This window comes from Embleya sp. NPDC025285, from assembly GCF_055558835.1.
Map to the genome: position 1 here is coordinate 116,451 of NZ_JBVHLU010000019.1, position 15,828 is coordinate 132,278.

At 73.0% G+C, this 15,828-nt stretch carries 6 protein-coding genes and 1 riboswitch; of the genes, 4 read left to right on the forward strand and 2 right to left on the reverse strand.

Going from position 1 to position 15,828, the window contains the following annotated elements; all coding sequences use genetic code 11:
* Position 1: 1 nt before the first annotated feature.
* Genes ACZ4FV_RS15545 through ACZ4FV_RS15560 form a run of 4 tightly spaced genes read left to right on the forward strand, consistent with a single transcriptional unit; the run spans position 2 to position 12,397 of the window.
* The gene (locus ACZ4FV_RS15545) at positions 2 to 3,193 is read left to right on the forward strand and encodes a non-ribosomal peptide synthetase (RefSeq protein ID WP_465322767.1); all 3,192 of its coding nucleotides are present in this window, start codon (positions 2 to 4) and stop codon (positions 3,191 to 3,193) included.
* Complete coding sequence (locus tag ACZ4FV_RS15550) at positions 3,190 to 6,513, forward strand: amino acid adenylation domain-containing protein (protein ID WP_465322768.1); 3,324 nt, start codon at positions 3,190 to 3,192, stop codon at positions 6,511 to 6,513. The genes ACZ4FV_RS15545 and ACZ4FV_RS15550 overlap by 4 nt, the downstream gene beginning before the upstream one ends.
* Complete coding sequence (locus tag ACZ4FV_RS15555; RefSeq protein WP_465322769.1) at positions 6,510 to 12,194, forward strand: non-ribosomal peptide synthetase/MFS transporter; 5,685 nt, start codon at positions 6,510 to 6,512, stop codon at positions 12,192 to 12,194. The genes ACZ4FV_RS15550 and ACZ4FV_RS15555 overlap by 4 nt, the downstream gene beginning before the upstream one ends.
* On the forward strand, positions 12,191 to 12,397 hold the full coding sequence (locus ACZ4FV_RS15560; RefSeq protein WP_395859284.1) for an MbtH family protein: 207 nt from the start codon (positions 12,191 to 12,193) through the stop codon (positions 12,395 to 12,397). Before ACZ4FV_RS15555 ends, ACZ4FV_RS15560 begins: the two co-directional genes overlap by 4 nt.
* Positions 12,398 to 12,589: 192 nt before the next feature.
* On the opposite strand, the gene ACZ4FV_RS15565 is transcribed toward ACZ4FV_RS15560, so the two are convergent.
* Positions 12,590 to 13,699 (reverse strand): prenyltransferase/squalene oxidase repeat-containing protein, encoded by a 1,110-nt coding sequence (locus ACZ4FV_RS15565; RefSeq protein WP_465322770.1) that lies wholly within the window; start codon positions 13,697 to 13,699, stop codon positions 12,590 to 12,592.
* A 154-nt stretch (positions 13,700 to 13,853) separates the two neighbouring features.
* Positions 13,854 to 13,924, reverse strand: a riboswitch (cobalamin riboswitch).
* 297 nt (positions 13,925 to 14,221) lie between these two features.
* Entirely contained in the window at positions 14,222 to 15,460 is a 1,239-nt protein-coding gene (locus ACZ4FV_RS15570) for an acyl-CoA dehydrogenase family protein (protein WP_402232583.1), read from the reverse strand.
* Between the last annotated feature and the right edge of the window lie 368 nt (positions 15,461 to 15,828).

A 15,828-nucleotide genomic window follows, 5' to 3' on the forward strand; every position in this document is an offset into this window, starting at 1 on the left:
GATGCGCAAGTCCCAGCCGGCATCCCTGCCGCCGGAACCCGTCCACCGCGCCCCGGTCTCCCCGGCGCAACACGGCATCCGGTTCACCGAACTCGCCGGTCGCACCGGCACCGCACACCACATGCCGCTCACCATCCGCTTCACCGGCGACCTCGACCCGGTCGCCCTGGCCGACGCGTGCGACGCGCTCGTGGCCCGCCACCCGGTCCTGGGCAGCGCGCTGCGCGAAGCCGACGGCGACCTGTGGCTGGTCCCCGCCGACAACCCGCCCCGCCTGGTCACCGAGCGGCTCGCCGACACACCGGCGAAATCGCGCGAGGCCGCGACGGCGGAGCTGATCCGACGCGAGACGGTGCGCCCGTTCGACCCCGCCGCCGGCCCGCTGGTGCGCTTCACCCTGATCGACGCGGGCACCGGGCCCAAGGTGTTGCTGATCGTCGCGCACCATCTCGCCTTCGATGGCGGCTCCAAGGACATCCTCGTCCGCGAATTGGCCGCGCACTACACCGCGTTCGGCACCGGAACCAAGCCCGACCTGCCCGCTCTCCCGGACCCGGCGGATCCCGCGGACGCCGAGCGCGCCGCCCGCGAGACGGTGGAGTTCGCCCGCCGCGTCACACTCGCCAGGTCCCGATTCGCCACCGAGCCACAGGAGCCACCCGGCGTGGTGCTGCCCGGGTCCGGACGCACCGGCACCGACGGCGGCCCCGGCGCGGCCGTGCCGATCCCGGTGGACGACGAGCTGCGCCACGGCATCGCCGACACCGCCGAATCGCTGGGCGTCAGCTCGTTCGCTCTGCTGCTGGGCGCCCTGCACGTACTGCTGTGGCGCTACGGCAACGAACACCCCACGGTCGCCATCGACCTGGGCACCCGCACCCTGCACACCCACGACCGGATCGGTCCCTACGTCAACGAACTCCCGGTACACACAAGACCGTTGCCGGACACGCCGTTCGGCGCCTTCGCCCGGGCGCTGCGCGCGGACCTGCGCGGGCTGTACACGGTGCGCGACGTGCCGCTCGGCCGCGCGGTGCCCGGCCTCACCCCGCGCCTGGCCCTGGCCCCGGTGTCGATGAGCTATCGCCGCCGCACCGAGGTGCCCGGCTTCGCCGAGTTGCCGACCTCGATCGACTGGACCATGTTCAACCGGTCCGCGCGCGGCGACCTCCACCTGCAATGCCTGGACGACCCCGACCGACTCACGCTGACCCTGCACCACGCCGCCCGGGCCATCGATCCGGGCACGGCGCTGGACATCGCGGACCACCTCACCACCCTGCTGCGCGCGATCGTCGCCGACCCGGACACCGCGCTGTCCCGGCTCACGCTGCTGTCCGACCGGGAGCGGACCGCGATTCTGGGCGACTGGAACGACACCGCCCGGGAACACGATCCCGCGACGCTGCCGGAACTGTTCGCCGCGCAGGTCGCCCGCACCCCGGACGCGCCGGCGGTGCACTGCGGCGCCGAGCGGCTGACCTACGCAGACCTGGGCGCGGCGGTGGACGCGGTCGCCGGGCGCCTGCGTGCCGCCGGGGTCGGACCCGGCGACCTGGTGGCGGTCTGCGTGCGGCGTACCGCCGCACTGCCGACGGCCCTGCTCGGCGTCCTGCGGACCGGCGCCGCCTACCTGCCGCTGGATCCCGAGTACCCCTCGGCGCGGCTGGCCTCGGTGCTCGGCGACTGCGCGGCGACGATGGTGCTGACCGAGCACGACCTGCTCACCCGATTCCCCGAACACGCCGCCGGAGCCTTGTTGATCGAGGAGATCGGGACGCCGGCGGCGGACGCCGAGGGGCCGTGCGCGCCGCCGCGCTCGGGCGACCTGGCCTACGTGCTGGCCACCTCCGGATCCACCGGCCGGCCCAAGGGTGTGGAGATCGAGCACGGCGCGCTGGGCAACCTGCTCGCATCGATGCGCGACATCCTGGGCAGCGATCGCGACGCGGTGTGGCTCGGACTGACCTCGGCGTCCTTCGACATCTCCGCCCTGGAACTGTTCGTGCCGCTGATCATCGGCGGGCGACTGGTCCTCGCGCAGGACGGCGAGGTGCGCGACGGCGGCGCGCTGCTGCGACTGATCCGCGCCGAACGCGTCACGCACGTGCAGGCCACCCCGTCCGGCTGGCGGATGTTGCTCGACGCCGGCTTCCGCGAGCCCGCCGTGCTCGCGGTCGCCGGGGGCGAGGCGCTCCCGCTACCGCTGGCCCGGGAACTGCGCCGCCGGGTGCGGCGGTTGGTCAACGCGTACGGCCCGACCGAGACCACGGTGTGGTCCAGCGTCGCGGAGATCGGGGTGGACGAGGACCGGGTGAGCATCGGTCGCCCGATCGCCAACACCCGGATGTACATCCTGGACGACGAGTCGCAGCCGGTCCCGGTCGGCGTCGCGGGTGATCTGTACATCGGCGGCAGTGGAGTGGCCCGCGGCTACCGACACCTGCCCGGCGTCACCGCCGATCGGTTCGGGCCCGACCCGTTCGGACCACCCGGCGCCCGGCTGTACCGCACCGGCGACCGGGCCCGCTACCGCGCGGACGGCCGGATCGAGTTCCTCGGCCGGGTCGACCATCAGGTCAAGATCCTCGGTCACCGGATCGAGCTCGGCGAGATCGAGGCCGCCTTGCTGGGGCATCCGCAGATCGCGGCGGCCGCCGTGCTGGCCCGGCAGGACGCCGCCGAAGGCCCGCGCCTGGTCGCCTATCTGGTACCGCGCGGCGGCCCCGCTCCGAGCCCGGCCGAACTGCGCGTGCACTTGGCCGCGACCCTGCCGCGCGCACTGGTGCCCGGCGCCTATGTCGTGCTGGAGTGCCTGCCGCTGACGCCCAACGGCAAGTTGGACCGGGCCGCGCTGCCCGCTCCGCCGCGCCTGCGCACCGCGCGGTCGCATCCGGGCCCGGCGCCCGCAGGGCAAGAGCGCGGCGAATCCGACCCCGAACGCGAGCCCGTCGACCCGGGCCCGACCGCCGAGATCACCGCGATCTGGCGCGAAGTGCTCGGTCTGGACGACATCCGCCCCGACGAGGATCTGTTCGACCTGGGCGGGCACTCGCTCACCGTCACCCGCATCGGCGCCCGGATCCGCAAACGCCTGGGCGTGGACGTACCGCTGCACGTGTTCTTCGAATCCCCGACCATCACCGGACTCACCAGCGCGGTCTCCGCGATGCGAAGCGAACGGCGGCCATGAACAACCCCTCTCCGACCCACGATCCGCACACCTACCGGCAAGCGCCGGCCGTGCGGCCCGCGCACCGTCCCGAACCGGGGCGGACCGAACACCTACCGCTGTCCGCGGGCCAGGAACGGCTCTGGCTACTGGACCGGCTCAACCCCGGCGACGCCGCGTTCAACATGTTCCAGGTGCACCGCCTGCGCGGCCCGCTGGACGCCGACGCGCTCGAACGCGCACTGGCCGAACTGGTCGCCCGGCACGGCAGCCTGCGCGCCGCCTTCCCGGACCGCGACGGCGTGCCCACCCAGGTGATCGGCCCGCCCGGCGGCTTCGTGCTCGAACGCGTCGGCGTCGACGGCGTCCCGGGCGAACGCGAGCGCCACGCCCGCGAACTGGTCGCCGAGCGCACCAACCGCCCGTTCGACCTGGCCCGGGGCCCGCTGCTGCGGGCGAGCCTGCTGCGCCTGGACGACGCCGCACACGACCACGTGTTGTGCCTGATCCTGCATCACATCGTGGCCGACGGCTGGTCGATGAATGTCCTGGACACCGAGTTGGCGGCGTTGTACCAGGCGTTCGCGTCCGGGCAGCCGTCGCCGCTGACCGAGCCGGCGCTGAGTTACGGAGACTACGTACGACGGCAGCGCGAACTCGTCGACTCGCCCGGATTCGACGCGCGACTGGCGTACTGGACCGGGCAACTCGCCGGCGCGCCGACCCTGGACCTGCCCGCCGACCGCCCGCGCACCCCCGGCACCCACACCGCACGAGGCGGCACCGTCACCCACCACCTGCCGGCAAGGCTGCGCACCGGCATCGAGCAACTCGCCCGCCGCGAGAAGGTCACGCTGTACATGACCCTGCTCGCCGCGTACCAGACCCTGCTCTCGCGGTATTGCGACCAGGAGGACGTGTGCGTGGGCTCGCCGCTGGCGGGCCGGGACGAGGAGGAGTACGAGCCGCTGGTCGGCTACTTCCTCAACACGCTGGTCCTGCGCGGGAGCACCGCCGAGGACCCCACCTTCCGGGCCTTCCTGGCCCGCACCCGTACGGTGGCGCTCCAGGCCTACGAACACCAGGACGTACCCTTCGAGCGGCTGTTGGGCGCCCTGGACGTGGAGCGTGATCCGGACAGCCCGCCGGTGTTCCAGACCATGCTGACCCTGCGACCACCCGCCGGACCCGGGCTGCGGCTCGGTGAGGTGCGCGCCGAGGTCTTCGAATCCGGCTTTCGCCAGGCGAAGTTCGATCTGGCGCTGGAGGTGTGGCCGGAAGGGGACGAACTCGTGGTCGAGTTCGTCTACGACACCGAACGCTTCGTCCCCGAGACCGTCACCCGCTTCGCCCGCTGCCTCGAGACACTGCTCGAAGGGGCCGTGGCCGACCCGGACACGCCGCTGTCCCGGCTGCCGCTGCTGCCGGCGACCGACCGCGCGCGGGTGCTGGCCGCAGCGGCCGGTCCGCCGCTCGGCGAATGCCCGGACCCGGTGCTGGCCTTCGAGGTGCAGGCGCTGCGCACCCCGCATGCCGACGCGGTCGAGTCCGGCCGCGATCGCATCGACTACGCGGAGCTGGACGCCCGGGCGAACCGGCTGGCCCGGGTGTTGCGGCGCGGCGGCACGGGGCCGGACTCGGTGATCGCGGTGTGCGCCGAGCGCTCGATCGAGACGATCGTCGCGCTGCTGGCCGTACTCAAGGCGGGCGGCGCATACCTTCCGGTGGATCCCACGCTGCCGGCCGAGCGGATCGCCTACATGCTCGCCGACAGCGGCGCCGAACAACTCTTGTGCCGGGCCGAGTTCGCGGACCGTTTCGCCGACTTCGGGCGGCCGATACTGGCGTTGGAGGGTGCCGGAGCCGACGACGGTCGGGGAGACGGGGCACAGACGCAGCCGCTCGCGCCTGTCGCCGGCCCCGAGGACCTGGCCTATCTCGTCTACACCTCCGGGTCCACCGGCCGACCCAAGGGCACCCTGATCAGCCGTGCGGCGTTGGGCGCCCGGCTCGCCTGGATGCGCGAGCGCTACCGGACCGGCCCGGGCGACCGGGTCCTGCAATTCGCCTCGTTCGGCTTCGACACGCATGTCGAGGAGGTCTATCCGACCCTGCTCGGCGGCGCGACACTGGTACTGGCCCCCGCCGACGCGCTGTTGCCCGACTTCTTCGCCACGGACGCGGGCCGCACGCTGACCGTGCTCGACCTGCCCACGCCGTACTGGCACGAGTTGGTCGCGCAAACGCCGGGCCTGCCGTGGCCGCCGGCGCTGCGGCTGCTGATCATCGGCGGCGACCAGGCCGATGTGGCCTCGATGCGGCGCTGGCGCGAGGTGTTCGGCGATCGGGTCGACCTGGTCAACACGTACGGCCCCACCGAGACCGCGGTCATCGCCACCTCGGCGACCCTGGCCGGCCCCCTGGCCGAGCCGTGGGACGGCACCCGCCCGCCGATCGGACGGCCCCTGGCGAATACGCGCGTGCACGTGCTGGACCGGCATCTGGAACCGGTGCCGCCCGGGGTGCCCGGCGAACTGTGCGTCGGCGGCATCGGGCCGGCCCGGGGCTACCTCGGCCGCCCCGGCCTGACCGCGTGTCACTTCGTGCCCGATCCGTACGGTCCACCCGGCGCCCGGCTCTACCGCACCGGCGACCGGGCCCGGCAACGCCCGGACGGACAACTCGAGTTTCTCGGCCGCACCGATCACCAGGTCAAACTGCGCGGCTACCGGATCGAACTCGGCGAGATCGAGGCGGCCCTGGTCGCCCGGCCCGACATCGGCCAGGCGGCCGTGCTGCTGCGCGAGGAACGCGGCGATCGGCGGCTGGTCGCCTACCTGGTGCCCCGTACCGACGCGGCGGCCCCGGACCCGGACGCGGTGCGTGCCGCGCTCGCCCGGACGCTGCCCGCCTACCTGCTGCCCGCCGCCTTCGTGGTGCTGCCCCGTCTGCCGCTGACCGCCAACGGCAAGCTGGACCGGGCCGCGCTGCCCGCACCCGAGCAACGCGCCGCGCCGGAGGCGTCCTTCGTGGCTCCACGCGGCAGCGCCGAGGAACTGGTCGCGCAGACCTTCGCGGATGTGCTCGGCCTGGAACGGGTCGGCGCGCTCGACGACTTCTTCGCGCTCGGCGGGCACTCGCTGCTGGCCACCCGGGCGGTGGCCCGGCTCGGCGTGGCGATCGAACTCACCGTGCCGATCCGGGCCCTGTTCGCCGACCCCACGGTCGCCGGACTGGCCGCCTCGGTCGAGGAACTCCTGGTGGCCGAACTGGACACGCTCTCCGAGGCGGACGCCGAACGACTGGTGCTGGACCAAGCCGAGACGGGAGACCCGCGATGACGCTCACCCCGGCGCCGCCGACCCGGCCGGGCGAACTGTCGGCCGCCAAGCGCACCCTGCTCGAACAGCGGCTGCGCAGATCCGCGACGATCGCCCCGGCGTCGATACCACGACTGCCGGAGGGCGTGGAAGTACCGCTGTCGTCCGCGCAGATCCCGCTGTGGTTCATGGAGAACCTCACCCCCGGGACCGCCGCGTACACCATTCCGTTCGCGCTGCGCCTGCGCGGACGGCTGGACGAAGAGGCGCTGGAACGCGCGTTGAACGCGCTGCCGGCCCGGCACGACAGCCTGCGTACCACGTTCGCCACCAGCGCGGACGGTCGACCGATCGCCACCGTGCACCCGCCGATGCCGATCACCGTCGCCCGGCACTCGCCCGAGCGCGACCTCGATGCCCGGGCGCGGGAGCAATGGGCGGCGGCGCTGGTGGGCACGGAGTTCGCCCGGCCGTTCCACCTGGAGGTGCCGCCGCTGATGCGGGCCGCGCTGGTGCGGTTGGACCGGGAGGACACCGTAGTGGTGGTGGTCCTGCACCACCTGGTCGGCGACGGCTGGTCGGTCCACCTCCTGGTGAACGAACTGATGTCCGACTACAACGCGTTCACGGCGGGTCGGGAGTCCGAGGTGCCCGCGCCGGCGGTGCGCTACGGCGACTTCGCCGCCTGGCAGCGCGAGCGGTTGGCCGGCCCCGAAGGCGAACGCGCAGCCGCGTACTGGCGGGAGCGGCTCGCCGGGGTCGGCACGCTCGCACTGCCCACCGACCGACCCCGCCCGGCCCGGCAGACCTTCGCCGGTGACGCGCACACCTTCACCCTCGACCCCGAACTCTGCGCCGCGATTGCCGAGTCGGGGCGCACGCACGGCGCCACCTCCTATATGACACTGCTCGCCGCGTGGCAGGCGGTGTTGTCCCGGCACAGCGGACAACGCGACTTCGCGGTCGGATCCCCGATCGCCGGACGCCCCCACCCGGACCTGGAACCGATGGTCGGCATGTTCGTGAACATGCTGGCCATGCGGGCACCGCTGGACGGAGACCCCACCTTCACCGAACTGCTTCGCCGGGTCCGGGAGAGCTGCCTGGACGCGTACGCCCACCAGGACCTCCCGTTCGACCAGGTGGTCCGCGACCAGAACGTCACCCGCGACGTCAGCCGCACGCCGCTGTTCCAGGTGACCTTCGCGCTGCAGAACTACGGGCGCGGCGAGCGCGGCTTCGCCGGGCTCACCCACGACTGGTTCACCGGCGACTCCCGGGTCACCCGCTTCGACCTGAGCCTGTTCGTGTTCGAGACCGCGACCGGCATGCACGGCCTGCTCACCTACAACACCGACCTGTTCGACGCGAGCACCGTGGCCCGGCTGGCCGCACACCTGGAGACCCTGCTGCGCGCGGTGGTCGCCGATCCGCATACGCCGCTGTCCCGGATCGACCTGCTCGGGCCGACGGAGCGGGCCCAGGTCACCACCGGCTGGAACGACACCGCCGCGCCACCGCCCGAACACCCGACGCTGACGGCGGCGATCGAGGCCCAGGTGGCCCGCGATCCGCGTGCGCCGGCGGTGACCTACCGGGGGAAGAGCCTCACCTACGGTGAACTCGACGCGCGCGCCGCCCGGCTCGCCCGTCGGCTGCGCGGGCACGGGGTCGGCCCGGAGACGCCGGTCGCGCTGTGCCTGGAACAGTCGCTCGACCTCGCGGTGGCCGTCCTGGCCGTGCTCAAGGCGGGCGTGGCCTACCTGCCGCTGGATCCCGAACAGCCGGTCGAGCGACTGGCGTTCATGCTGTCGGACGCCGAGGTGCGGGTCCTGGTGACGGACACGACGCTGCGCGAGCGCACGGCGGGTCACCCCGGCACGGTGATCCTGCTCGATCGGGAACCGGACGCGACCGTCGCCGAGGAGAGCGGCCCGCCACCCGTGCCGGCCGGGCCGGGGAACCTGGCCTACGTCATCTACACGTCCGGATCCACCGGCCGACCCAAGGGCGTCGCGGTGCAGCACCGCGAGGCGCTGACCTATCTGGACGGCGTGCGCGAACGATTCGAGGTGGTGCCCGGATCGGTGCACGGCCTGGCCCAGTCGTTGTCCTTCGACTTCGCCATCACCGCGCTGTACCTCGCCTGGACCACCGGCGGCGAACTGCACCTGATCCCCAAGCGGTTGTCCGGCGCCGAGTTCGCCGACCACCTGGCCCGGCACCCGGTCGACTACCTCAAGATGACGCCGTCCCATCTGGCCGGGCTGGCCGCCGAGGTCGACCCGGAACGCCTTTTGCCCCGACGGTTGTTGATCTTCGGTGGCGAGGGCTCGTCCTGGGAGTGGACGCGGGACCTGGCCCGGCTCGGGACGTGCGCGGTGGTCAACCACTACGGGCCGACCGAGACCACGGTGGGCGTGACCACCTACCGGGTCGGCCCGCGGGACGAGCCCACCTCCACCGTGACGCCGATCGGGCGACCATTGGCGAACACCCGGGTGTACCTGCTCGACGAGCACCTGGAACCGGTGCCGATCGGGGTCACCGGCGAGATCCACATCGGCGGCGACCGGTTGGCGCGCGGCTATCTGGGGCAACCCGGCGCGACCGCCGACCGGTTCGTGCCCGACCCGTTCGGACCGCCGGGCGCCCGGTTGTACCGCACCGGCGACCTGGGCCGGTATCTGCCCGGCGGCGACGTGGAGTTCCTGGGTCGCAGCGATCAGCAGATCAAGATTCGCGGCTATCGGGTCGAACCAGCCGAGATCGAAGAGGCGTTGCGGAGCCTGCCCTCCGTCGGGCAGGCCGTGGTGGACGCGCGTGGCCCGGCCGGCGCTCAGCGGTTGATCGCCTACCTGGTGGCGGCCGACGAGCATCCGGGCGAGCCGCCGGCCGCCGCCGAGCTGCGCCGCGACCTGCTGCTTCGGCTGCCGGAGTACATGGTGCCGTCCCGGTTCGTGTGGCTGGACCGGATGCCGCTGAAGGCGCACGGCAAGGTGGATCGGGCCCTGTTGCCCGAACCGGACGCGGGCGCGGGCGTGGGGGACACGGATCGGGTGGCCCCGACGGGCGCGACCGAGGAAGCCCTGGTCGGGATCTGGACGGCGGTGCTCGACCTCGCCGCGGTCGGCGTCACGGACGACTTCTTCGAACTGGGCGGGCACTCGCTGCTGGCGATGCAGGTGTTGGCCCGGCTGCGCAAGGCACTGCCGCCGGGCAGTCGGCAGGTGAGCCTGCTGGAGTTGTTCAAGCACCGCACCATCCGGGAACTGGCCGCGCTGATCGACCGCCCACGCGGTGCCGACGAACCACGTTCGCTGCTGCACGAGTTGACCCGTCCCGTACCGCTCGCGCAGCGTGTGCTCTCGCTGGTGTGCGTGCCCTACGGCGGCGGCAGCGCGGTGGTGTACCAGCCACTGGCCGACGCGCTTCCGGCCGGCCACTCGTTGTACTCGGTGGCGATCCCCGGCCACGACCTGTCCATGCCCGAGGCGCCCCGGCCGATCGAGGAGGTCGCGCAGGAGTGCGTGGACGAGATCCTGGCCCGGGTCGCGGGGCCGTTGGCGCTGTACGGCCACTGCGGGGTGGGCAGCGCGCTGACCGCGCAGATCGCCCACCTCCTGGAGGAGTCGGGGCGCACGTTGGAGGCGGTCTACCTCGGCGCGATCTTCCCGTTCGCCCGACCCGAGGGCGGCGTGCTCGGTGCGCTGTCCCGGTTCGCCGGACTGGAGCGTCTGCGCGGTGACCGGGTGCACCTGAACTGGCTCACCTCGATGGGCGCGGACCTGGGCGACCTGGACGAGGAACAGGTCACCTTCATCGTCCGCAACATGCGCAAGGACGGCCGGACCTCGGAGGAGTACTTCACCAGGCGGATGGCCGAGGGCATGCGGCCGTTGGCCGCGCCGGTGATCTCGGTGATCGGCGAGCGCGACCCCAGCACCGAGTTCTACCAGGAGCGCTACCGGGAGTGGCACTTCATGGCCGACTCCACCGCGCTGGTGGTGATCGACGAGGCCGGCCACTACTTCCTGCGCTACCGCGCGGACGAACTCGCCGAGATCATCACCGCCACCCACGAGGCGGTGGCCCGGGACCACACCGAACCGCTCACCCGCGCGGCGCGCGGGGAGGACGCGGGTTGGTGGCTGGACGGGGTGTCCGGCCCGGACGTCGAGGCGCGAGCCGCGGACGGGCCGGGGTTCGCGGACAAGCCGGGAGCCGCGGACAAGCCGGGATTCGCAGTCGGGGCCACACCGTCGCGCACACCGGCGGTACGGCCGAGCATGGGCCGGTTCATGGCGGTGGCGCTCGGGCAGCTCGCCTCGATCACCGGGTCGGCGCTGACCGAGTTCGCCATCCCGATCTGGATCTACCTGCGCACCGATTCGCTCACCCAGTTCGCACTGTTCTCGGTGCTGGCGCTGGTCCCCGGGATCGTGGTCGCGCCGCTGGCGGGCGCGGTGGTGGACCGCAACAGTCGGCGCTCGGTGATGCTGGCCGCGGACTGCGCCGCCGGCGCGGTGCAGGTGGTGATGGCGCTGCTGTTGTGGGGCGGTCACCTGGGCGTGGGAGCGGTGTACGGGCTCCTGGTGGTGTTGTCGGTGACGGCGACCTTCCAACGATTGGCCTACAACTCCGCGGTTCCGCAACTGGTGCCCAAGCGCTACCTCGGGCACGCCAACGGCATCGTGCAAATGAGCACCGGGATGGCGCAGTTGGTGGTGCCGCTGATCGCGGTCGCGCTGTTGGCGAGCATCGGACTCGGCGGGATCCTGGTGATCGACATCACCACGTTCGTGATCGCGGTGACGGTGGTCGCGTTCGTGCCCTTCCCCGACACGATGGCGCAGACCCGGCGCGAGAGCATGGCGAAGGAGATCGCCAACGGGGTGCGCTACTCGATGGGGCACGCCGGATTCCGCACGATGCTGCTGTACTTCGCGCTGCTGAACGTCTTCCTCGCGCCGATGCTGGTGCTGATGACGCCGCTGGTGCTCTCGTTCGGGTCGGTACACACGGCGGGCGCGGTCGGCGTCGCGGCGGGCGCGGGCGCGCTGCTCGGTGGCCTGGCGATGGGGGTGTGGGGAGGTCCCCGACACCGCCGGATGCACGGCATCCTGCTGGCCACCGTGCTGATCGCGGTGTTCGCCTTCGTGGCCGGGCTGCGGCCCTCGCCGGTGCTGGTCGGCGTCGGCTTCTTCGGGGTGTTCTTCGGCCTGTCGCTGCTCAACGGCATCTACGCGACGATCATCCAGGTCAAGGTGCCGCAGCGGTTCCACGGCCGGGTGATCGCGCTGAACACGATGGTGGCCTGGTCCACCCTCCCGCTGGGCTTCGGCGTGATCGCGCCGCTGGCGGTGCACCTGCTCGAACCACTGTTCACCGCGGACGGCGCGTTGGCCTCCAGCGTCGGCCGGGTGATCGGGGTCGGCGAGGGCCGCGGCACGGGTTTCCTGTACCTGCTGTGTGCGTCCGCGATGATCCTGCTCGCGCTCGCCTCCTTCCGCCACCGGGTGATCGCGCGCTTCGACGACGACGTCCCCGACGCGATGCCGGACGACCTGATCGGCATCGAGGAACGCCGCAAAAAGCGCACCAACGCCGCGCCCCCGTCGCCGCCCACCGGGAAGTCCCCCGCATCCGAACCCGAAAGCGAACCCGAAAGCGAACCCACCTCCGAACTGGAGAAGGTATGACCACCGACGAACTCCCCGAGCGCCACTGCCGAGTCGTGATCAACGACGAGGAGCAATACTCGGTCTGGGCCACCGACCGCGACATCCCACCCGGGTGGCGCGCGGAAGGCTTCACCGGCACCCGCCCGGCCTGCCTGGCCCACATCGACAAGGTCTGGACCGACCTGCGACCCCGCAGCACCCGCGAAGCCATGAACCCATGACCAACCGTCGCCGGCGAGCCCGCCCGGGCCTCGCCGGCGACGTCACCGCACCCACCCCGACAAAGCCTCGGTTTCGAGCTCCGGATCGACCGGAGCCGGCAGATGAACCGGCTCGGCACCCGGTTCCGGGGCGCGCCGCGCCGGCGGCCGCCGTGATCGGCGGTCGACGGCGCGGGCGAACCGGATCGCGGGTCAGGACGTGGGCGAGGGGCAGTGCAGGTTCGGCGCGTCGGGTCGGGCGCCCGCGGCGCTCAGCCCGGCGAAGCCGGTGCCGGCCAGACCCAGTACCGCCTGGGCGGTGGCCCGGGTGGCGATGGACGGGTCGAATCCGGTGGCGTCGTACGCGATCGCGCCACGCGTGGCGGGCGTGCCGGAGCAGGGGACCTGGCGCTGGGTGATGAAGTGTCGCGCGGTCAGTCCGGGCAGCACCCGCCACGAGGACAGCAGCGCCTGCGCGGCCAGGCCGGTGCTGTTGGCGTTGGACGTGCCGGCTCCGGGGGTGCCGAAGCCGCCGTCGGCGAGTTGGTGGCCCACCAGCCAGTTCAGGCCGGCCGCCGCCTCCTGCGGGCGGCCGGTGGCGGCGAGCGCCTGCACGCTTATCGCGGTCGAATCCGCGTCGCTGGTGCAGGTGGGCTTGCCGAAGTCGAGCGGGAACCCGCCGTCCGCGCAACGCGCGCCGGCCAGGAAGTCGACCGCGCCGGCGGGTGCGCCCGCCGGCGTGCGGTCCAGGGCCAGCAGCGCGAGGGACTGGCTGAACGCGTTGCTGTAGTCACCCCACGGTGAGAGGTCGGTGAACCGGCCCGAGGGCTGTTGCAGCGAGCGCAGCCGAGTCGGCAGGTCGACGCCGCCGAAGCTGCTCGGGTTCACCCCGCGCACCTCGGTCGCGAGCAGCAGCTTGGCGGTGGCGCCGGCGTACGCGTTGGTGGTGCCGTCGCCGATGTAGCCGGAGAGTATCTCCGGGCGGGCCAGCCATGTGGTGGCCTTGGCCGCGTTCTGCTCGGCCACCCCGGCGGCGGCGAACGCGAGGATCGCGTCGATGGTCAGACCCTGGTCGGGGTAGGTCACCCCGTCGAAGGTCGCTTCGAAGCGTTCTCCGTCGACGAGTTGCCGGGCCAGCCAACCGGCGGCGGCCTGGGTGCGATTGCCGGAAAGGATAAAACCGGTTTCCGACGGCGTGGAGTTCGTCGGCGCGGAGTCCGCCGGGGCAGCGGAGGCGGTTGCCGGGACGATGGCGGTCGCCGCGGCGAGGAGCAGACCGCCGAGCAGGGCGGAGATCCTCCGGCCGGGTCGGGTGAGCGTCATGGTGGAGCCTTTCCGGGCCTGCGACGCGGCATGCCCGGCGGACACGCAGCGCGTTCGACCGCGACCCGGAGGGCGACACGGCCTCGGCACGGCGGCGCGAGGGCTCCGCCCCGTAGGCCACGACGGGGAATGGAGAGGGAACGCTCCGGCCCCAGGCATTCGGGCTCGCCGTCACGCGGACGGACCACCGCTGCGGGTCAGCGCCGGATTCGCACCGGACTTCCCCTGCGGCCGAAGATGACGCGGGTCGCCACACCCCGGATCGAACGGGCACGGCGGGCCCGAAAGCGGACGTCGCCGTCGCGCCGAAGATCCTCGGGCGAGACGCTGCGCACTCTACGGACAGTTCGCGGCCGAGGGTAACTCGCTTTCCGGCCAAGGCTTCACGGGCCGCGACCCCGGAAACCCGGCCTCGCCGAGCCCCCGGGACGGACCCGGCGCCGAAACCCCGGTCGGGTCGGTTCGGCCGCCCCCGGACGGGCCCGGGCCCGCCGAGATCCCCCGAAAGTGACCGGAAGCCGCTCAAGGACCCACGGTGGCCAAGGTCGAAGGACCACACGAACCCACGGGCGCCGCACCCGAGTCCGCACCCGTACCCGTACCCGAGGCCGTGCCCACAGCCCCGCGCGTGCCCACGGCAGCTCCCGTGCCCACGGCCGTACTCGTACCCTCACCCACGCCGGCGCCCGCACCCGTCCCCACCGGCGCGATCCGCCCGCGCAGCGCCGCCGCCTCGCGCGCATAGCGCCGCACCGGGAATTCGTCGGTGTCCGCCTCCGCCCCCAGGATTCGCACCGCGGCCGCGGTCGCCCTGACCGCCGCCTCGACCGCCGCCGACTCGGCCACCGACGCCTGGCGCGTGTACGAGATGCCCGCGTCGCGCCGGCGGGCCGCGTCGAGGTAGATCGCCCGGGCGGAGTCGACCGCGCCCGCGGGCTCGGCCAACGCGTGCCGATCGCCCCCGCCGGCGAAGTCGCCGACCACGTCCAGCGCGGCCTGGGCCAGTCCGGTCGCGCACGCCGCAGTGCCCAGGCGGCCCGCGTCCAACAGGTCGAACGCGATCCGCAGGCCCCGGCCCGGTGCGCCGATCAACCGCTCGGGCTCCAGGTACACCCCGTCCCAGTAGGCGGTCGTGGTCGGGATGGCGCGCAGCGCGGTCGTCGGTTCCGGCGCGCTGAAGTAGAGGTACTCGTCGGCACCGGGAGCCAGGAAACAGGAGATGTCCGGTCGGGCCGAACCCGTGCGGGCGAACACGGTGTGAAAGTGCGCGCGGCCCCCGTGCACGAGGGCGAGCTGGGTGCCCTGGAGCAGGTGTCCGCCGCGAGTGCGTTCGGCTCGGCAGGTGACCGCCGAGGGGTCGGCGCCCACGTGCGGTTCGGACCGGCTGCCGCCGCCGGTCAGCGCGCCGTCCAGCATCCCGGGCAACCACTGCTCGCGCTGCGTCGCGCTGCCGTGCGCCGCCGTCGGCAGGCACGCCAGCGTGTGTACGTCGAGGGCGCCGGCCACCGCCGGCCAGCGGGCCGCGAGTTCCTCCAGTACCTGGAGGTAGACCTCGTACGGTTGACCGCCGCCGCCGTAGTGCACCGGGTAGGGCAGGCCGGACAGGCCCGCCCTGCCCAGGGCGGAGAACAGGCCGGTGGGATAGCTCGCGTCGGCCTCGCACCCGGTTACCCGGGGCGCGAGTTCCCGGTCCGCGAACGCCCGGGTCCGGGCGATCAGGTCGTGGGCTTCGTCGGTGGGGAGCAGACGATCGACGGGCACGGGCGCATCCCTGGGGTGGACGGTCGGGCCGGGTGGGGAATCCGGGTCATCGGGGCGAGGACCCGAGCCGGGCCGGCGGTGTGGACGGGCCGGCCCGGGCCGGGGGATGCCAGGACACCTGCGCACGGTAGGTGCCCGGCCGCCGGCCCGGGATCGTCCGGCGCGACAAAGCCGAGCCGGGTTCTTCGTCGAGGCCCACCTATGGGTCCGAATCCCTCTCTCGCGGGGGGCGGATCCGGTGGTGAACCGTCGATATCGAAGCGAGGCGATCACACTGTGGCTTGGTGCCCGGTGACGGAAAGTGTCGCCGGCATTGGCCATTCGAACGAAGCACCCGGTGCGCGGCGCGGCCTAGCGTCGATCACACA

Bases quoted from the DNA above. Each gene is read 5' to 3' on its own strand.
- ACZ4FV_RS15545 (WP_465322767.1), top strand. From the start codon at position 2: ATGCGCAAGTCCCAGCCGGCATCCCTGCCGCCGGAACCCGTCCACCGC.
- ACZ4FV_RS15550 (WP_465322768.1), top strand. From the start codon at position 3,190: ATGAACAACCCCTCTCCGACCCACGATCCGCACACCTACCGGCAAGCG.
- ACZ4FV_RS15555 (WP_465322769.1), top strand. From the start codon at position 6,510: ATGACGCTCACCCCGGCGCCGCCGACCCGGCCGGGCGAACTGTCGGCC.
- ACZ4FV_RS15560 (WP_395859284.1), top strand. From the start codon at position 12,191: ATGACCACCGACGAACTCCCCGAGCGCCACTGCCGAGTCGTGATCAAC.
- ACZ4FV_RS15565 (WP_465322770.1), bottom strand. From the start codon at position 13,699: ATGACGCTCACCCGACCCGGCCGGAGGATCTCCGCCCTGCTCGGCGGT.